General features: G+C 75.4%; 11 protein-coding genes and 1 pseudogene. 5 read left to right on the forward strand and 7 right to left on the reverse strand.

What is annotated here, in order from left to right:
• Positions 1-23 precede the first annotated feature (23 nt).
• Positions 24-2,849 carry a hypothetical protein gene (locus tag FB476_RS00060; protein ID WP_141816966.1) on the forward strand — a complete coding sequence of 942 codons (2,826 nt, stop codon included), beginning with the start codon at positions 24-26 and terminating at the stop codon, positions 2,847-2,849.
• A gap of 4 nt (positions 2,850-2,853) precedes the next feature.
• Here the strand turns inward: FB476_RS00060 and FB476_RS17050 are convergent, their stop codons facing one another.
• The gene (locus FB476_RS17050) at positions 2,854-5,661 is read right to left on the reverse strand and encodes a glycosyltransferase (protein ID WP_141816967.1); all 2,808 of its coding nucleotides are present in this window, start codon (positions 5,659-5,661) and stop codon (positions 2,854-2,856) included.
• Positions 5,648-6,001: a hypothetical protein gene (locus FB476_RS00070; RefSeq protein WP_141816968.1), complete on the reverse strand. Its 354-nt coding sequence runs from the start codon at positions 5,999-6,001 to the stop codon at positions 5,648-5,650. The genes FB476_RS17050 and FB476_RS00070 overlap by 14 nt, the downstream gene beginning before the upstream one ends.
• 84 nt (positions 6,002-6,085) lie before the next feature.
• Here FB476_RS00070 and FB476_RS00075 point away from each other — a divergent pair, with 84 nt between their 5' ends.
• On the forward strand, positions 6,086-7,285 hold the full coding sequence (locus FB476_RS00075; RefSeq protein WP_141816969.1) for a glycosyltransferase family protein: 1,200 nt from the start codon (positions 6,086-6,088) through the stop codon (positions 7,283-7,285).
• A gap of 6 nt (positions 7,286-7,291) precedes the next feature.
• Here FB476_RS00075 and FB476_RS00080 read toward each other — a convergent pair whose 3' ends face one another.
• Positions 7,292-9,400, reverse strand: a complete 2,109-nt coding sequence (locus FB476_RS00080; protein ID WP_141816970.1) for a glycosyltransferase family 4 protein — start codon at positions 9,398-9,400, stop codon at positions 7,292-7,294.
• Positions 9,401-9,489: 89 nt separating this feature from the next.
• Positions 9,490-10,560: an inositol-3-phosphate synthase gene (locus FB476_RS00085; RefSeq protein ID WP_141816971.1), complete on the reverse strand. Its 1,071-nt coding sequence runs from the start codon at positions 10,558-10,560 to the stop codon at positions 9,490-9,492.
• Positions 10,561-10,682: 122 nt separating this feature from the next.
• On the opposite strand from FB476_RS00085, the gene FB476_RS00090 reads away from it, so the two are divergent.
• A complete protein-coding gene (locus FB476_RS00090; protein WP_170233466.1) occupies positions 10,683-12,872 on the forward strand; it encodes a transglycosylase domain-containing protein in 2,190 nt (729 codons plus the stop codon).
• A 244-nt stretch (positions 12,873-13,116) separates the two neighbouring features.
• Positions 13,117-13,950 (forward strand): annotated as a pseudogene (locus tag FB476_RS16725) (glycosyltransferase 87 family protein); the annotation flags it as partial.
• Positions 13,951-14,232: 282 nt separating this feature from the next.
• On the opposite strand, the gene FB476_RS00100 reads toward FB476_RS16725, so the two are convergent.
• Genes FB476_RS00100 through FB476_RS00110 form a run of 3 tightly spaced genes read right to left on the reverse strand, consistent with a single transcriptional unit; the run spans position 14,233 to position 18,807 of the window.
• Positions 14,233-16,617, reverse strand: coding sequence for an acyltransferase family protein (locus tag FB476_RS00100; RefSeq protein WP_141816974.1), 2,385 nt, complete (start codon positions 16,615-16,617; stop codon positions 14,233-14,235).
• Positions 16,614-17,315: a hypothetical protein gene (locus FB476_RS00105; RefSeq protein WP_141816975.1), complete on the reverse strand. Its 702-nt coding sequence runs from the start codon at positions 17,313-17,315 to the stop codon at positions 16,614-16,616. Before FB476_RS00105 ends, FB476_RS00100 begins: the two co-directional genes overlap by 4 nt.
• Positions 17,308-18,807 carry a CCA tRNA nucleotidyltransferase gene (locus FB476_RS00110; RefSeq protein ID WP_141816977.1) on the reverse strand — a complete coding sequence of 500 codons (1,500 nt, stop codon included), beginning with the start codon at positions 18,805-18,807 and terminating at the stop codon, positions 17,308-17,310. Before FB476_RS00110 ends, FB476_RS00105 begins: the two co-directional genes overlap by 8 nt.
• A gap of 79 nt (positions 18,808-18,886) precedes the next feature.
• Between FB476_RS00110 and FB476_RS00115 the strand changes: the two genes are divergently transcribed.
• The gene (locus FB476_RS00115; protein WP_141816978.1) at positions 18,887-19,369 is read left to right on the forward strand and encodes an NUDIX hydrolase; all 483 of its coding nucleotides are present in this window, start codon (positions 18,887-18,889) and stop codon (positions 19,367-19,369) included.
• Positions 19,370-19,375: the final 6 nt, after the last annotated feature.

Below are 19,375 nucleotides of genomic sequence, written 5' to 3' on the forward strand. Positions count from 1 at the left end.
CGCCGGACGGTGGCGTGCCTGCCGTGAGCCCCTCCCCCGTCCGGGCCGACGCCCCGCACCAGGTCGACGCGGCGCTCGTGCTCGACGGTGCGCACGGCCACGGCTACCTGCTCGTCTCGGCCGGGGTGACCGCGCCGTCCGAGACGGCGGGCTGGCGCGTCGCGGACGGCCTGCTGCCGGGCACGGTGCTGCTGCTCCACCCGCGCACGGTGCTCTCCTCGGCCTCGTCCGGGCAGGGGACCGTGGTCCTGCTGGGCCATCCCGTGGACGTCGGGGCCGGGCACGCCGACGGCGCCCGGATCGCGGCCGACCTGCTCGCCACCTGGACCGCCGGGGGCGACGAGGCGATGGTGCGCCGGGCCGCCTACCTCGGGGGCCGCTGGACGCTCCTGGCCCGGCGCTCGCCCTCCGGTCCCGGCGGGACCGACCCGGGAGCCGGTCCCGACCTGCTCGTCGTGCCCGACACCCACGCCACCCAGCCGGTCTTCTACGCCGCCGACGCCGGCCGCCTGGCGCTCGGCAGCGCGCCGTCGCTGCCGGCCGGCGCCCTCGGTCTGCCCGTCGCCGAGGACGAGGTCGAGCTGCGCAAGGAGCTGCGGCGCCGACGCCCCGGCGCGGTGACCTACCTGCCCGGCCGGCTCACGGCATACCGGGGGGTGGACCCGCTCGTCCCCAACTGCCTGCTGCGGGTGGACCTCGACCCGGTGCGCGTCGAGCACCGGCGGTTCTGGCCGTGGACCGAGCGCGTCGAGACCGAGGACGTCGACGCGGTCTACCGGCGCTTCCGCGAGCGGATCGAGGCGCACGGCGTGCTGCTCGCCGGCCTGGGGCGGCCGTCGGTCAGCCTGACCGCTGGCGGTGACAGCCGGGTGACCGCGGCCGTCACCGCCCCGGCGGTCCGGGCGGGCGGAGGGTTCACGTTCACCTACGTCAACCCGCGCGACGCCCGCAACGGGTCCGCCGCGACGGCCGACGTGACCGCGGCGAGCGCCGTCGCCGCCCAGCTCGGGCTGCCGCACCGGGTGCTGCGCTGGCGCCAGGCCCCGCGTGGCGGGACCTTCGCGACGCTGCACGGGCGCACCTTCGCCCCCGTCCCGGGATCGCACGGCGCGGCCTTCGCGATGTGGTCGGACCTGCCCGGCGACCTGGTGCAGCTGCAGTCCAACTGCGCCGAGACGGGCACCACGTTCATCCGCCACCGCACCGACGAGGCGCTGAGCCCGCTGCGGCTGGCCCGGATGATGCTGCACGCCACCGAGGGTCTCGAGGACCTGGCCGGGGCGATGTACGGCGACTACCTCGAGCACGCGCAGATGTCGGCGGCGACGCTCCTCGGCCACGACCACCACGACGTCTTCTACTGGGAGCAGCGCATCGGCCGGTGGGGCTGGCAGAAGTTCGCCGACGGCGACCTCGGGCACCGGGTGCTGCTGCCCTTCAACGACCGCGAGCTCGTCGAGACGATGCTCTCGCTGCCCTACCCCCTGCGGGAGGCGAAGGTCCTCCTGCAGCGGGTGCTCGAGGACGTCCCGGCCGCGCGGGTGCCGACCGCCCCCGCGCTGCCGGCCGCGCGCGTCCAGGACGCCGTGCGCAGGCTGCCCGGGCCGGTGCGGCGGCGCGTGCTGCCCCGCACCCGCCGGGTGCTGGCCCGGCCCCGGAGGCGCGACACCTTCCCCGGCGGGTATGCCGTGCTGCCGCCCGACGCCGTCGGCGTCGCCGTGCCCCGGTCCTGGCCGCGGCTCCCCCTGCCCGACGGGGTCCTGGGACGGGCGTCCGGGGCGCAGCTGCGGCACCATCCCGGCCTCCCCCGCGGGCGGGCCGGCGACGCGGAGGGCTGGGTGCTCGTGCTCGGCGACCCGGTGCTGCTCGACGGACCGGTCGGCGGCACGGGTGGCGCGCGGGCGGTGGCGGCCGAGCTCGCGGCGGTCCTGGCCGGGCCGGGGGCCGCGACGCCCCGCGGGCGCGGCGACGTGCTCGACGCCGTCGTGGCGCGCGCGGCGGGGCTGGCCGGGCGCTACGTCGTCCTGGTCGGTGACGTGCACCGCACGGTCGTCGTCCCCGACCCGCTCACGGCGCTGGGCGTCCACCTGCTCGACGGCGGCACCGGGGCCGCGGGCGCCGGGGTCGTCTCGCACGCCCGCCTCGCGCCCGGCCGGACCGAGCCGGTGTCGCCCGGCGAGGTCCTCGTCGTCGGCCGCCGCGGCAGCGGCTGCGGTCTGGTGCGCCGGCCGCTGGGCAGCGAGGTCGACCTCGGGTCCCTCGCGGTCCGGCTCGGCGAGACGTCCGGAGCCCCCGCCGGCGGATCCTCCCCCCACCCTGCCGGTGCGGCGACGCGCTCGGGCCGGCTCGCCCGCCACGCGGACGTCCTGCGTCGCCGGGGCACGCCCTGGCTCGCCCTGGACGGCGGGGACGGCTCGGCCGGGCTGCTCCCCCTCGTGGCCGCCGCGGGCGGCGGTGCGGTGACCTGGTGGGACCGCCGCGCCGACGCGAGCGCGGCCGACGAGGTCTTCGCGGCCTCCGCCCTGGCCGCCGACGCCGGAGTCCCCCACCGCGTCGTCGGGCTGCGGGAGGACGTGGACGGAGGCACCAGCGACACCGGCACGCTGCGGCGCGCCGCCGCCGCCCGGGCGCTGACCCGCACCTGGGGGCCGGAGGCCGACGGGCTCCTCGCGGTGTCACCGGCCCTCCGCGACGCGCTGCCCGCCGCCGCGGTGCTGTGGCTGGGGTCCGCGCCCGGCCCGGACCGTGGGGCGCTCCCGCTGCCCGACCGGACCTGGGAGCTGGTCCAGGGGGTCCGTCCCGTCGCGCTGCCGCTCGCCGACCGGCTGCTCGAGCTGCTGCCCGACTGAGCCGTCAGCGGGGGCGTTCCTGGCGTCGCACCTCGACCAGCCGGACCGCACCGCCCTGCTCGGCGGCGGCGACCAGCGCCTCGAGGGCCGAGCCGTCGGGAGCCTCTGCCAGCGCCTCCCGCACCCGGTCGACCGCGGCCTCCGGTGCGTCGTCGGGGACGTCGAGGACGACGACGTCGCGATGAGCGGCGTCGGCAGGGGTGCGCAGCGCCACCTCCACCCGTCCCCGGGCCACGGGGGCGTCGGCGGCCGGGGCGCCGCCCCCCTGGACCGACGCCAGCCGACGCACGAAGGAGGCGTGGGAGTAGCGCTCGAGGACGAGGCGCTGCACCTGCGCCACCCGGGCGCGGTAGCGGTCCGGGTCGGCGACGTAGCCGGCGATCACCTCCCGGGCGTCCTGGGGCAGGGCGTAGTCGAGCACCGCGCCGAAGACCGCCTCGTGCTTGGGGTGCGCCACCACCACGAGCCCCGAGGCCGCGGCCTCCAGCAGCACCCGGCCGAAGGCCTCGTGCCGACCGGGATGGTCCTGGTAGAGGAAGAAGTCGAGCCCGGCCAGGAACTCCTTGGGGTCCACGGCGCCGGCCGGCAGGATCTCCCAGCCCGGCGGCACCGGCGGGTCCTCGTCCAGACCCGCCTCGGCCGCCAGCCGCCGCCAGGTGGTGCGCGCGCCCATGAGGCGCACGGCATACCCGGGACCGAGGTCGTAGGCCGCCACCAGGTCGGCGTGCGTCGGCGGGAACTTCAGCGGGTCGTCGCGCGAGTAGCGGCCCACCACGACGGGGGCGCCGTCCGCGCCCGGCGCACGGTCGTCGCGCACGTGCCACTCGGCGAGGTCGACGAGCCCGGGGTTGTCCCAGTCGGTCAGCCGCACCGTCGGGTCCTGGGCACGGAGCACCTCGCGCACCACGGCTCCCTGCGGCACCCAGACCGGCTCGACGCCGAAGAGCTCACGGGACCGCTCGGTCACGTCGGCGACGACGTAGCGCTGGTCGCTCCCGTCTGGCTCGACGGGGGCCTGGTTGGCGACGACGAGCAGGTGCCGCGGCCGCAGCGCACGACCGCCGGGCACGTGCGGAGGGTGCTGCAGCACGAGCGGGTAGCGGATCATCAGCACGTCCACGTCGACGTCGTCGTCCACCTGGACCCACTCGACCTCGCCGCGGCGGATCGCCTCCGTGACGGGCCCGCACAGCGGCAGGTCCTTGTTGGAGGCGAAGCGCAGCGCCTCCAGGTGCAGAACGCCGACCCGCATCCCCGCCTCCCGGGCGGCGCGGATCTCCTCGAGCATCGAGCGCTGCGGGCCGCCGTAGCGCCGCCAGTCGCCGCCGAGCACGAGGTCCAGCCGACGGGGGGCGGGCAGCGCGGGGTGCAGGTCCTTGCGCCATCGGCGGGGCTCCGGGAACGCCCGGGGCCCGTCCGGGTCGAGGTAGGCCGGTGCGCCGGCGGCGATCTCCTCGTGCCAGGGCGTGTAGAGGGCCTTGTAGGCGTGTCGGGCCGGGTGCCGCCACCCCCGCGAGAACTCCGCCGCCGACAGGCTGTCCTCGCCGGCGCGCAGCAGCAGGAGGCACTCGTCGACCGTGTGCACCGACCGGGTCCCGAAAGCGGCCTGCAGCCGGCGGGCGTACTCCGTGTCCGCGCTCTTGCGGGTCGGGTCGAAGAAGCCGACCCGGTCGAGGGCCGGGTCGAGGCGGACGAGCAGGGTCGGTGCCGCGACCGCCCGGTGACGGTAGCCGAGGCGGACCAGCCGCAGCTCCTCGGTCACCCGGGCCCCCAGCGCGCGGACGGCGACCAGGCGGGGGTCGGCCTCGAGCGTGCGCACCAGCGTGGCGATCGCCTCGGGGTGCAGCCAGTCGTCGGAGTCGAGGGTGGTGAAGTAGGCGCCCCGGGCCTGGCGCAGCGCGGTGTTGCGGGCACGGTAGGTGCCGCCGTTGACCGCCTTGCGGATCACCCGGACCCGCGGGTCCAGGTCCTCGGCCCGCCGCAGCCACGGCTCGGCCCCGGGCCCGGAGGCGTCGTCGACGACGAGGACCTCCAGGGCGCGCCAGGTCTGCGCCAGCAGGGAGGACACGGCGGTCAGCAGCGCCGGCCCGGGCCGGTAGGTGCTCATCGCGACCGTGACCAGACGGTCGCCCTCGACGTCCGCCGGCGGCAGCGGGTCGGTCGTGAGCCGGTCGAAGGGGGTGACGCCGGGACCGTCGCTCTCCGGGCGCAGCCGCAGCGGGGCCAGCCCGTCGGAGACGAGGGCACCGCCGAGCAGCGGGAGCCACCGGTCGAGGTCGGACCCCGGTGCGGCGACGGGGGAGAACGGGTTGGCCAGGTCGGCCCGGACCGCGGCGGCCACGTCGCCGGGGACGTGCCGGTGGCGCAGCAGGGCCCGGCAGCCCTCGGCGTCCCCCTCCTGGCAGCGCAGGTGGAGCAGCACCTGGACCGCCTGCGGGTGCAGCTCGTCGAGGCGTCCGACCGCCGCGAGCGCCTCGAGCAGCGTCCGGGCGCGGGCCACGTCGTCGGGCTCGGGCAGCTGGAGCGCGAGCACCCGGGCCAGCTGGCCGAGGGCGTAGGCGTCGGCTCCCTCCGGCACGTCCGTCTCCCTGCCGGCCCGGGCCGCCGCGGCCCAGCGGTCGACGTCCTCGGCGGAGCGCCCGGGCCAGGCGGCCTCGACGAGCACCTCGCGGGCGTGCAGCGACTTGGTGCGCAGGGCCGTCGCCGCGAGCGCGTCGGGACGGGCGGTGAGGTTCCGGTTGCGGGCGGTGTCGCGGCTGACGCCCGCGCGGGTGGCGACCGGGGTCCCCGGGACCGGGTCAGCCGCGTCCATCACGGGAGCGCAGCGCCTGCTCGACGGTGTCCTGGAGCCGGTCGAGGCGCCCGGTGTACTGCGCCTGGAGCGTCCGCACCGCGCCCACGACGTCCTCGCCGGCGGGGGCCGGCCGCGGCGCGGCAGGCGCCTCGACCTTGGCCAGCTCGGCGCGCACGACGGTGCGCAGCGCGCGGACCCGTCGGTCGGCGTCGAGCGCCACGAGAAGGATGCCGCCGAGCAGCAGCATGGCGGCGAGGACGACGAGCCACCACCACCCGAGGGCGGCGGCGACGGTGGCGACGACGGTGAGGACGCCGGCCGCGCCGGCGCCCGCGAGGAGGAGCTGCTGGGCACGCACGGCGCCACGGTACCTGCCCGGGACGGCGCCGGTCGCGCGGCCGGGGACGGCCGGGCCCCGCACCACCCCTCTACAGTGGCGCCCATGGTGCCCCCCGCAGCCCCGGACCCGTCCCCGGCGCCCGCCCGCGACCTGGTGGTCTGCTTCGCCTTCGCGCCCTTCGTCGACACCGCGGCCATCGTCGCCGCCAAGCGGGTGCGCGAGGAGGGTCGGCCCGTCGACCTCGTCACCAACGACATGTCCTCCCAGCGCCCGCAGGACCCTGCGCTAGAGGTCATCGCCGGCGACCTCGTGCGGCGCCGGGCCACCCTGCCCACGCCGACCTGGTTCTCGTCGTGGAAGGCCGTGGAGGGCTTCACCGTCGAGGGGCTGCCCCGGGCGCTGGAGTGGGACGCCGACGGCCCCGGCTACGAGCGCCTCTACAGCCGCGCCCACTGGGTGCCCAGCCACGTCCTGGCGGCGCGCTTCAAGAGCGAGCGCCCGCACGTGCGGTGGACGGCCGAGTTCTCCGACCCCCTGTCGGTCTACGTGGACGCCCGCGAACGGCATACCGACGTCGTGGAGGGCGAGCTGCTGGACCAGCTCCGGGCCGACCTGCTCGCGGTCGGGGTGGAGCCGCCGGGCGACAACCTCTTCCGCTGGGTCGAGACGCTGCCCTACGCCCTCGCCGACGAGCTGCTCTTCACCAACGCCCGCCAGCGCGACCTGATGCTCTCGCGCATCGAGGACGAGGCGCTCGCCGACCGGGCGCGGGAGCGCTCCGTGGTGCGCCCGCACCCGACGCTGCCGCCGGAGTTCTACCGGATCGCCTCCCCGAAGGCCGACCTCGACCCCGACCGGCGGCACATCGCCTACTTCGGCAACTTCTACGCCACCCGCGGGATGTCGACGGTGCTCTCCGCGCTGGCCGCGCTCCCGCAGGAGCTGCGCGACCGGCTCCAGCTGCACGTCCACACCGGGCAGCAGGACGACCTGCTGCGCAGCGTCGAGGCCGCGGGCCTGCAGGACGTCGTGCGGGTGGCGCCCTTCGTCGGCTTCCTCGACTTCCTGGCGCTGAGCGCGCGCATGGACGTGCTCATCGTCAACGACGCCATCACCGAGGGCACCTTCCCGGTCAACCCCTTCCTGCCGAGCAAGTGGAGCGACTACCGCGGCAGCGGCCGCGAGGTGTGGGGCATCGTCGAGCCGGGCAGCCCGCTGTCGGAGCAGGACCTGGACCACCGCACCCCGGTGCGGCACGTCAGCGCCGCGGTGCAGGTGCTCGCGGAGATCGCCCGGGGCTGACGGGGCTCAGGGCCCGCCCTGCCCCAGCACCACGGCGGCGAGCTGCTGCGCGGGCGAGCGGGACAGGAAGCGCACGGCCACCTCGGCCCGCGCCTCCTCCGAGGCGCGGGTCCAGGCCTGGGGCTCGGCGTGGGCCAGCACCCGCTGCGCCGCCTCCTCGACCGTGTCGACCACCCACGACGGCGGGAACAGGCGGCGCGCGCCGTCGAGCGGGGCGAAGATCGGCCAGTTGCGCACGACGGGGACCGCTCCGGACGCCGCCCCCTCGACGAGCCCGACCCCGAAGGACTCGCGCCGGCTGCTGCTGATGACGAAGCCCGCGGCCGCGAGGCAGGGGGCCACGTCCGTGGTCTCGCCCACGAAGTCGACCCCGCCGCAGACGTCCTCGGCGGCCAGCCGGCGCCGGAACTCCGCGACGTAGTCGACGCTCGAGCGCACCGCGCCGGGCGCGAAGTCGGGACCGACGAGCAGCAACCGCCAGCTCGGGTCCTCGCGCCGGAGCCGCCCCAGCACGTCCAGCGCCCAGACCGGGTCCTTGACCCGCTGGGCCCACCCGATCATGAGGAGCGTGCGGGCGGCGCCCTCGGTCTTGTCGCCCTCCGGCAGCCGGGAGATGTCCACCGAGTTGGGCAGCACGTGCACCCGGGTGCGCAGCAGGCGGGGGCCGAGCAGGCGCACCACGAGGTCGCGCAGGTGGTCGCTGACCAGGACGAGGTCGCCGACGCGCTCCCAGTCCACGAGGTGGATCCACGGGGAGAGCGCGTCCATGCTGTGGATGCGGAGCGTGACCGCCACGCCCTCGGGCACGGTCATCAGCGCCGCGAGCGCCCCGCGGTCGGCCCAGTCGACGAAGAGGGCGTCCGCCCCGACGATCTCCTCGGCGAAGGTCTCCTCGACGACGACCTGCTCCCCCACCGCCTGGCGCAGCCGCGACTCGACCAGCTCGCCCCGGGTGGCGAGCCCCCGCAGGTGCCCCCGTGCGGCGAGGTCGACCACGTCGACGTCCGCGTGCTCCCGCATCACCTCGATGACCTGGGCCGCGAACCGTGGGTAGGAGCCCGGCACGACCACGACGCGCGGCCGGGCGGACGGGGGACGCTCCGCCGCGGGGGCGGGGGCGCGGGGCACCGGACGGGCCAGCACGGCCCCCACCTGCGACTCGTGCCACGGGGCGAGGAAGGCCTCGGGCTCCTCGACCAGGGGCGAGGTGAGGCCGTCGGAGTGCAGCTCCGGGTGGAAGAGCAGGCGCAGCGCCAGGGTGGCGAGGTCGGCGGCCCGGGCCAGGTCGCCGGCGTGCAGGACCTCGTCCGCCGCCGGGAGCAGCTCGGCGACGGCCCCGCGCAGGTCGGGGTCCTCGGCGCCGTCGGCGCTCGTGCGGATGCCGGCCGCCAGCGCGCGTCGTCGGGCCCGCTCGACGGGGTCGTCGGGGCCGTGGTCGAGGTGGGGCAGCAGCTCCGCGGCGGCCTCGTAGCCGCCGGAGCGGAACAGCTGGCACAGCAGCTCGGTGAGGTCGCCCTGGGAGCTGTCGGGCACGACGCCCCGCAGGATCTGCAGACGCTGCGCGAGATTCCTGGCGTAGGTGGCGCTGAGCATCCCCGCGCGCACCCGCGCCCGCAGCTGGTGCCAGGTGCGCGGCAGCGTGGCCCAGCCCGCCAGGTCGGTGTGGGGCACGACGGGGCAGCGGTCGGCCGCGACCTCGGCGGCGACCGCCCGCGCCCGGTCGCCGATCGCGACCAGGGCGTCGGCCGAGCGCAGCGCGCGCTGCAACGCGGGATCGAGGCGGGCCGCCCCGGTCAGCGAGGTCCGGTCCCGCCACGCGGTCAGCGGGGTCGTCGCGAGCTGTCCGGCCAGCCTGGCCGGGGAGCGCTCCAGGTGGGCCCGGATCCGCAGCGGGCGGCCCGGCGGCGGCACCTTGGCGGGCGGCTCCCCCTCCAGCCAGGCGACGACGAGGTCGTGCCCGGCCATCGCCATCCCCCGCAGGAACGTCCGGGACCGGTAGAGGTCCTCGGCGTCGTGCGCGAGCACCACGAGGCGCTGGGGGCGCGTCGTGGACAGGACCTCACCGTCCGCCGGCGGGGGCACCAGCTTGAGGTCCTGCTGGTCACGGGCAGTCACGGTGGGAGTGTATGCCGCGCACCGGGACCCGTGGGCGGGGCTCCCGGTGCGCGCGGAGGGCCGGTCGGCGCGGGCCGACCGGCCCGGGCTCACTCGCCGCGGATGAAGGCCTCGACCTCGGCGCGGCCCTGGTCGTCGGGCATCTGCACCGGCGGGGACTTCATGAGGTAGGCGGAGGCGCCGATGACCGGGCCGCCCAGGCCGCGGTCCTTGGCGATCTTCGCCGCGCGGATCGCGTCGATGATGATGCCCGCGGAGTTCGGGGAGTCCCAGACCTCGAGCTTGTACTCCAGGCTGAGCGGCACGTCGCCGAAGGCGCGGCCCTCGAGGCGGACGTAGGCCCACTTGCGGTCGTCGAGCCACTGCACGTAGTCGGACGGGCCGATGTGCACGTCGCGGTCGGCGAACTGCTTGGTGACGTTGGAGGTGACGGCCTGCGTCTTGGAGATCTTCTTGGACTCCAGGCGCTCGCGCTCGAGCATGTTCTTGAAGTCCATGTTGCCGCCGACGTTGAGCTGGTAGGTGCGGTCCAGCACGACGCCGCGGTCCTCGAAGAGCTTGGCCATGACGCGGTGGGTGATGGTGGCGCCCACCTGGCTCTTGATGTCGTCGCCGACGATCGGCACGCCCGCGGCGCGGAACTTCTCGGCCCACTCGGGGTCGGAGGCGATGAAGACGGGCAGCGCGTTGACGAAGGCCACGCCGGCGTCGATGGCGCACTGGGCGTAGAACTTGTCGGCCTGCTCGCTGCCGACCGGCAGGTAGGAGACCAGCACGTCGGCCTGCGTGTCCTTGAGGACCTGCACGACGTCCACCGGCTCGGCGTCGGACTCCTCGATGGTCAGCGAGTAGTACTTGCCCAGGCCGTCGAGGGTGTGGCCGCGCTGGACGGTCACGCCCGTCGGCGGCACGTCGGCGATCTTGATCGTGTTGTTCTCGCTGGCGTGCAGGGCGTCGGCCAGGTCGAGCCCGACCTTCTTGGCGTCGACGTCGAAGGCGGCGACGAACTCCACGTCGCTGACGTGGTAGTCCCCGAACTGCACGTGCATCAGCCCCGGCACGGTCTGCTCGCGATCGGCGTCCCTGTAGTACTCAACACCCTGGACGAGCGACGTTGCGCAGTTGCCCACACCAACGATCGCGACGCGTACGGAAGCCATCTGCCATCTCCTTGAGTCACGGCTCGGGCGGCCCACCTCGGGCCGCCCGCCTCTTGCACAACCATCCACGGTACCCCCTGTTTCCCACGGATCTTCCAGCACCCAGCAGGCACAATGGCCCGGTGAGCCGATCGAAGCCGTCCAGCACGACCCGTCGATCCGCGCGTCGCCGCAGGCAGCAGGGCCGGTGGCGCAAGGTCCTGCTGTGGCTGGCGGGCCTGGCGCTGGTGGGCGTGATCGCGGTGGTCGCCGCCTTCGCGGTCGCCTACTCGCGCACCGAGATCCCCGCGCCCAACGACTTCGCGGAGGCGCAGAGCTCGATCCTCTACTACGCCGACGGCGAGACCGAGCTCGCCCGCTTCACCGGCGGCATCGACCGCGAGTCGGTCACGCTCGACCAGGTGCCCCTGCACGTCCAGCGCGCGGTGCTCGCCGCCGAGGACCGCTCCTTCTACGAGAACGAGGGCGTCTCGATCACCGGCACCGCCCGCGGGGTATGGCGCACGCTGCGCGGCGAGGGCGTGCAGAGCGGCTCGACGATCACCCAGCAGTACGTCAAGAACTACTACCTGACCGCCGACCAGACGCTGTCGCGGAAGTTCCGGGAGATCCTCATCTCGGTGAAGATCGACAACGAGCTCACCAAGGACCAGATCCTCGAGAACTACCTCAACACGATCTACTTCGGCCGCGGCGCCTACGGCATCCAGACCGCGAGCGAGGCCTACTTCCGCAAGGACGTCTCCGAGCTCAGCGAGGGCGAGGGCGCCTTCCTCGCCGCGGTGATGAACGCCCCGTCGCTCTTCGACCCGCACTACGCCGAGGGCAACCAGGAGCGGGCCGAGCAGCGCTGGTCCTACGTGCTCGACGGCATGGTCCAGTCCGGCTGGCTCGAGCAGGGCGTCCGCGACGGCCTGTCGTTCCCCGAGGTCGCCGAGGCGGCCCCGTCGAGCGCGGTCCAGGGCGTGGAGGGGTACGTCGCCCAGGAGGTCCGCGCGGACCTGCGCGAGCTCCTGGGGCTGGACGACGCGACGATCGACACCGGCGGCCTGCGCGTGACGACGACGATCGTCAAGAAGCACCAGGACGCCGCCAAGGCCGCCGTCGAGGCCTACCGGCCCACGGGCGAGGGTGCGGACGACATCACCACCGCACTCACCGCCGTGCGGCCCGGCGACGGCGCCATCACCGCCATGTACGGCGGCGACGACTACCAGCAGACCCAGCTCAACGCCGCCACCGCCGCGCGCGTGCAGGCGGGCTCGCTCTTCAAGCCGATCACGCTCACGGCCGCCGTGGCCGACGGCATCGACACCCTGACGATGCTCCCCGGCCCCTCGCCGATGACCTACCAGTGGCAGGGCGACCAGATCGACGTGCGCAACTTCCGGGACCTCTCCTTCGGCACCCTGGACCTGCGGGTCGCGCTGGCGGAGTCGGTCAACACGATCTACGTCACCCTCAACGAGATGATCGGCCCGGAGAAGACCGTGCAGGCCGCGATCGACCTGGGTCTGCCCGAGGACACCCCTGGCCTGGGCGCGGACCTCACCAACGTGCTGGGCACCGCCTCCCCGACGCTCGTCGAGATGACCAACGCCTACGCCACGTTGGCGGCCGAGGGCGAGCGGGCCGAGCCCTACCTCGTGGCGGAGGTGCGCACGGTCTCCGGCGAGACCACCTACGAGGCGCAGCCCGAGACCACCCGCGGGGTCGACCGTGACGTGGCCGTGGACGTCACCGACGCGATGACCTACGTCATGACCCAGGGCTCGGGCACCGGGGCCGGTGACATCGGCCGCCCCTCGGCCGGCAAGTCCGGCACGAGCGAGCAGAACGTCTCCGCGTGGTTCGACGGCTTCGTCCCGCAGCTGGCGGCGGGGGTGGTCATGTATAAGGGCGACGGCACCGTGCCGATGCAGGACGTCGCCGGCCTCGACCAGGTCAGCGGTGGCACCTTCCCCGCCGAGGTGTGGGGCGAGTTCATGCGCCGGGCGATGGAGGGCGAGGAGGTCGTGCCCTTCCCCGAGCGTGTCGGCGTCGGCGAGATCGTGGCGACGAGCGAGGCACCGGTCGAGACCGAGGTGGTCACCCAGGAGCCGATCGAGACCGAGGAGCCCACCGAGACCGAGACCGAGGAGCCCACGGAGACCGAGACCACCGAGCCGGAGCCCACGACGCCCGAGCCGACCACGCCGGAGCCGACGGAGCCGACGGAGCCGACGGAGACCGACCCCGGCGAGACCGGACCTCCGGCCGACGAGGGCCAGCCCGGGCAGGGCGGTGGCGCACCGCCGGCGCCCACCGGCTGACGGTGGACGCCGCCTACCCTGGGCTCCCATGAGCGACCCGAGGGAACGGACCCGACGCGACGCCCCGTGGGACGTCCCCTCGTGGTCCGACCCGGTCGCCCGGGCGGCCACCGGCTTCCTCGGCGGTCCGCTCGGCCGGGCCGCCGTGGTCGGGGGACGCGGGCTCGCCGGCGTGGCCGCGGCGGGGATCCTGCTGGGTGCCCTCGCCCTGGCGCTCGGCGTCTGGCAGAAGGGCCACTGCCTGATGAAGGGGTGGAGCACCCCCGACCAGTTCTGGCGCGCCTGCTACTCCGACCTCCCCGTCGTGCACGTCAGCTCCGCGCTGGCCGACCGGCAGCTGCCGTGGACCGGGGGCGCACCGTCGACCCAGCCACCGCTCTCCGGGCTGGCGATGTGGGTGCTCGCCCGGCTCTCGCCCGACGCGGGGCCGGGCCTCGCGGCCCAGCAGTGGGTCTTCGTGCTCTGGGCCCTGTGCTGCGTCCTCCTGATGGGCGCCGGCGTGCTGGCGGTGGTCGCCCTGCGGCCCGCGCGGCCCTGGCAGGCCGCGCACCTGGCGCTCAGCCCCGTCGTCGTCACGCTCGGCCTCGTCTCGACGGACCTGCTCGGCGTCACGCTCACGCTCCTGGCCGTGTGGGCCTGGCGGCGGGAGCGCAGCTGGCCGGCGGGGGTCCTGCTCGGCCTCGCGGCGCTGGTCCGTCCCTTCCCCCTCTTGGTGCTCCTGGCCATGCTCCTCGTCGCCCGCCGCCGGGCGGCGCTCGGGGAGGCCGACCCGCGCGCGACGGCCCTGCGCGCCGGGCAGCTCTGCGTCGGCACGCTCCTGGGGGCGCTGGCGGTCGTCGTGCCGCTCCTGCTCGTCGAGCCGCAGTCGCTCACGGCGGCGACCCACTGGTGGCGCGGGGGCATGGTGCCCTCCTACGGCGCGCTGCAGATGGTGCCCACCCTGGCGGGCCTGCCCCTGCTGCGGGCCACCTCGACGGCCGTCGCCGTCGCGGGCTGGGTCGCGGCGGTCGGGCTCGGCGCCTGGCTGGTGCGGCGACCGGGTCGCCGGCCGGGCGAGGCCCAGGTCGCGGCGGCGATGACGGCCGTCGTGGCGCTCAGCGCCCCGTCCCTGTCGGTCCAGTCGGGCCTGTGGGTGCTGGTCCTCCTGGCGCTGTCGTCCCGCCCCTGGTGGGAGCACCTGCTGTGGGCGCTCGTCGAGACCGTGCACTTCGTCGCGACCTGGCTGCACATCGCCTTCGCCAGCGACCCCGGTCGGGGGCTGCCGCCGCAGGCCTACGCGATCGTCGTCGTGCTGCGGGCGGCCGCGTGGGCCTGGATCCTCTGGCTCGTCGCCGAGGAGCCGGACGACCTCGCCACGACCTCAGGAGCGGCCGAGGCGCTCGCCCTCCAGGAGGGGCGAGCGGGCCGGCTCGGGCAGCCGGGCGGTCCGCACGACGGGCGCGACGCGCTCCTCGACGAGGTCCCGCAGGGAGTCGACGTAGGTGGCGGACAGGTGGTTGCTGTCGCGCCAGACGACGACGCCGCCGACGACCGGTGAGCAGGTGGCGGCCGGGCACACGGCGTCGTTGAGGTCGACGACCGGCAGCGTGGGCCGCAGCGCGACGAGCTCGTCCTGACCGGTGCCGGCGCGCTCGAGCGCGTCGGCGCGCGGGAAGGCGCACTCGGCGACGTGGTCGGAGTTGCTGACCAGGCACTCGGGCACGTCGAAGGGCGGGCGGGGGACGTCGCGGATGATCGCGGGCACGATGCCCGCACGCCGCAGCTCGTCGACCCGCTCCGCCATCGCCGAGGCGAGGTCGGCGGGCTCCACCCGGCCGTAGGAAGCGGAGGAGAGCAGCACCACGTCGGGGTCGAGCTCCACGAGCCGGGGACCGAGGTCCTCCTGGTAGGCGCGGCACTGGGCGTAGCCGTCGGGCTGCCCCTCGCGCGGCAGGTCCATCCCGGGCGCCGGCGGGCAGGACGACTTGGCGAGGACCAGGACCCGCCAGCCCCGGTCCCGGCCGATCTTGTCGAGCGCCGTGACCCACATGGCCGCGTGGCTGTCGCCGGACAGGGCGACGGTCACGGTGCCGTCGGGGTCCCCTGCCTCGCACACCCCGACCTGGGAGCCGGTGATGCCGACGAAGCAGCCCTCGGGCTGGAGCACCGGCAGGTCGTCACGCACCTGCTCCAGGGGTATGGCGAGCGTGCCGAGCCGGTCCGGGATCTGCGGCTGCGGCAGGCGCTGGCCGCCGGAGCCGAGGGAGGAGCCGCTGTCGACCCCGACGTGGCCCGAGGCGGTGCCGGTCCCGGCCCCGCTGCCCAGCCCGGCCCCCTCGTCGGAGCCGGCACCGCCGGCGGCCAGGGTGCCGGCCCCGACGGGGGCCCGCAGCTCCTCCACGACGGCCGGGGTGCGCCAGGCGACCGGGCCGCTGGTGCCGGTGCCGGGCGCGACGGTCATCAGGAGGATGCCCGCGAGGACGCCCGCGAGGGTGCAGTTGAGCCCGAGCCGCAGCGTGCGCTGCGTGACGACGCCCTGCGGCAGCCGGCTCGCGAGCTGGCGCCCGCGGACGCGGACCGGTTCTTCGACGTAGCGGAACGACAGCCATGCGGGGACCACCGAGACCAGGACGGCCAGCAGCCCCCAGTGCACGGGCAGGTGCTGCGGTCCGCCCGAGCCGACGTGCGCCAGCGAGGCCGCGGCGGCGACGAAGGGCCAGTGCCACAGGTAGAGGCTGTAGCTGATGCGGCCCGTCCACTGCAGCACGCCCGCCCGCAGGACCAGGTCCGGGCCGAGACCGCCCGCGGCGAAGCCGGAGACGATGACCAGCGCGGTGCCGACGGTCGGCAGCAGGGCGGCCGTGCCCGGGAAGGGTGTGGCGGAGTCGATGACGAAGAGCGCCGTGACGATCATGGCCAGACCGACCCAGCCCAGGGCGGCCGCGAGCGCCCGGGGCAGCCGCGGCCAGCTGCGCGCACCGAGGGCGACGACGGCGCCGAGCATGAGCTCGTGCACCCGGGTGGGGGTGACGAAGTAGGCCTGGGCGGCGTTGTGCCCGGTCCACCACCACGACAGGCCCAGGGAGGCGACGAGGATGGCCAGGGTGATGCCCCAGGACCAGCCGACGAAGACCTTGGCCCGACCTCGGGCCAGGAGCAGCACGAGCAGGAGCAGGATCGGCCAGAGCACGTAGAACTGCTCCTCGACCGAGAGCGACCAGTAGTGCTGGACCGGCGAGGGTGCGCGGTCGAGGTCGAGGTAGTCGACGGACCGCTGCGACAGGCGCCAGTTGACGACGTAGCCGGCGGAGGCCAGCAGGTCGCCGCCGATCTCGCCCCACCGGGTGCGTGGGATCAGCGCGACCGTGAGCAGCGCCGTGCCGAGCAGCGCCGTGAGCGCGGCCGGCAGCAGCCGTCGGGCACGCCGGGCGTAGAAGCGGCCCAGGTCGATCCGGCCCCGGGCGCGGGCCTCCTCGAGCAGCAGGGCGGTCATGAGGAAGCCGCTGACCACGAAGAAGACGTCGACCCCGACGAACCCGCCCGGCAGGAGCGGCACGCCCGCGTGCCAGAGCATGACGCCGACGACGGCGATGGCGCGCATGCCCTCGATGTCGGAGCGGAAGTCGCGCGGGACGGGCGGGACCTTGAGGGCGTGCCGGGCCGCCTGCATCGCCTTGAGGCGGGCGCGGGTCAGCGGCACCTCGCCGGAGCGGGACGCGCGGGTCTCCGGCACGTGGCCGGCGGGGGTGGTGGGGACCTCGCTCATGCCGCCTCCGCCGGGAGCAGTCCGGGGGACCCCAGGTCGCGCCGCCGTTCGACGGCCAGGGCCAGCAGCAGCGCGGTGCCGCCGGCGGCGGCCCAGGGCCACCAGGTGCCGATGCCGGTGGGCCGGGTCGGGACGACGGCGGCGTCGGAGAGCGTGAGGTCGCCGTCGCCCTCCACCACGAGCGCTGCCGCGGTGTCGGCGGCGAGCGCCGCCAGGCGGGGGTCGGGCGCCGAGGCGATGACGACGACCTGGGTGTCGGCGGGGCGCTCGACGGTCAGGGCCACGTCGCCCCGCAGGTGCGGCTCGAGCTCGACCTCGTCCTCGACGTTGCCGACGACGTCGGTGCGCGTGAGGGCCACCGCGGCCTGCGCGGCCGCCGGGGCCGTCGCGGCCGTCACGGTGCTGCGCGCCTCGTAGGTCGCGGGGCGCACCAGGCCCACCACGCCGACGACGACGAGGAGCAGCAGCACGAAGGTGGTCCAGGGCAGGGCCAGCAGCCGCTGGCCGGGCGAGAGGGTGGCGGCCCGGCGGCCGCGACTTCTGCGGCGCCGGGAGCGGGCCGTGCGCCGCTCGCGACGGGCCTCCTCGCGGAGGGCGGCCTTGGCCGCACGTCGCGGGGACTCGGACGGGATGCGGGAACGGCGGGAGGGGTCGGACGGGGTGTAGGCGGTGGCGCCCGCGGAGCGATGCCTACCCATGCCCCGACTCCGGCTGGGTCGCCCACCAGCGCTCGAGCTCGCGGCGGGCCCCCTCCTCCCCGAGCGGTCCCTGGTCGAGGCGCACGGCCAGGAGGTGCTTGTAGGCCCGTCCGAGGACGGGACCCGGGGAGATCCCCAGGATCTCCCCGATCTGATGGCCGTCCAGCTCCGGGCGCACCGCCCGCAGCTCCTCCTCCTGACGGAGCCGCGCGATGCGCTCCTCCAGGTGGTCGTAGCTGGCGGCGAGCCGCGCGGCCTTGCGCCGGTTGCGCGTGGTGCTGTCGGAACGGGTGAGCTTGTGCAGGCGGCCCAGGAGCGGGCCGGCGTCCGTGACGTAGCGGCGGACGGCGGAGTCGGTCCACTCCCCGCTGCCGTAGCCGTGGAAGCGCAGGTGCAGCTCGACGAGCCGGGAGACGTCGCGGACGGTCTCCTTGTCGAAGCGCAGTGCCCGCAGGCGCGCGCGGGTGAGCTTGGCGCCCACGATCTCGTGGTGGTGGAAGCTCACGCCGCCACCGGGCTCGAAGCGCCGGGTGGCGGGCTTGCCGATGTCGTGCAGCAGGGCCGCCAGACGCAGCACCAGGTCGGGACCCGGCACGCGGTCGGCCGCGGCGTCCTCGTCGATCTCCTCGTCGGGGTCGAGCGGCCCGTCCTCGAGCGCGATGGCCTGCTCGAGCACGGTGAGGGTGTGCTCGTAGACGTCCTTGTGGCGGTGGTGCTCGTCGACCTCGAGACGGAGGGCCGGCAGCTCGGGCAGCACGTGGTCGGCCAGGCCGGTGTCGACGAGGACCTCGAGGCCGGCCCGCGGGTCGGGCCCCAGCAGCAGCTTGACCAGCTCGTCGCGCACCCGCTCAGCGGAGACGATCGAGATGCGCGAGGCCATGTCCGTCATCGCCGCGAGCACCTCGGGGGCGGGCCGCAGGCCGATCTGCGAGGCGAAGCGCGCCGCCCGCATCATGCGCAGCGGGTCGTCGCTGAAGGAGACCTCCGGGGTGTGCGGTGTGCGCAGCATCCGCTCGGCGAGGTCGCGCAGGCCGTCGTGGGGGTCGACGAAGGTCAGCTCCGGCAGCTGCAGCGCCATGGCGTTGACCGTGAAGTCACGGCGCACGAGGTCGTCGGCGAGGTTGTCGCCGAAGGCCACGACCGGCTTGCGGGAGTCGGGGTCGTAGGCGTCCGCGCGGTAGGTCGTGATCTCCACCGTCACCTCACCCCGGCGGGCCCCGATGGTGCCGAAGGCGCGACCCACGTCCCAGGTCGTGTCCGCCCACCCGGCGAGGACCTGCTCGATCTCCTCCGGGCGTGCGGAGGTGGTGAAGTCGAGGTCCGGCGAGGTGCGCCCCAGGAAGGCGTCGCGGACCGGCCCGCCCACCAGGGCGATCTCGTGCCCGGCGTCGGCGAACAGCCTCCCGATGTCGGAGAGGAGGGGCAGCGTCGGACGGAGGTGACGGAGGGCCCGGACGAGGAGCTCGCCGTCAGCCGTGGTGGAGGTGGACATATCGCACCAAGGGTAGGGGACGCGCCTGGGGGGTCGCTGATCCCTGGGCACTCCAGGCTGGACTCGTTACAGTGTTGGGATGACCACCGCCTCCCGACCCCAGCCGTCCACGCGACGGCTGCCGTCGGTGAGCGAGACCTCCGCGGGAGGCGTCGTGATCGACGTCCAGGACGGTCGGGCCCGGATCGCGATCATCGCCCGCCGCAACCGCTCCGGCAAGATCGAGTGGTGCCTGCCCAAGGGTCACGTCGAGCCGGGCGAGACCCTCGTGCAGACCGCCGAGCGGGAGGTCGCGGAGGAGACCGGCATCGAGGGCCGGGTCCTCATCACCCTCGGCACGATCGAGTACTGGTTCACGACCCCCTCGCACCGCATCCACAAGATGGTCCACCACTACCTGCTCGAGGCGACGGGCGGTGACCTCACCGTCGAGAACGACCCCGACCAGGAGGCCATCGACGCCATCTGGGTCCCCCTCGACGAGGTGCACCGCAAGCTCACCTTCCCCAACGAGCGTCGCATCGCGCGTGAGGCGTGGATGCGCCTGACCCGGAGCGCCTGACACCTC

The sequence above is a fragment of the Ornithinimicrobium humiphilum genome, from assembly GCF_006716885.1.
Lineage (GTDB): Bacteria > Actinomycetota > Actinomycetes > Actinomycetales > Dermatophilaceae > Ornithinicoccus > Ornithinicoccus humiphilus.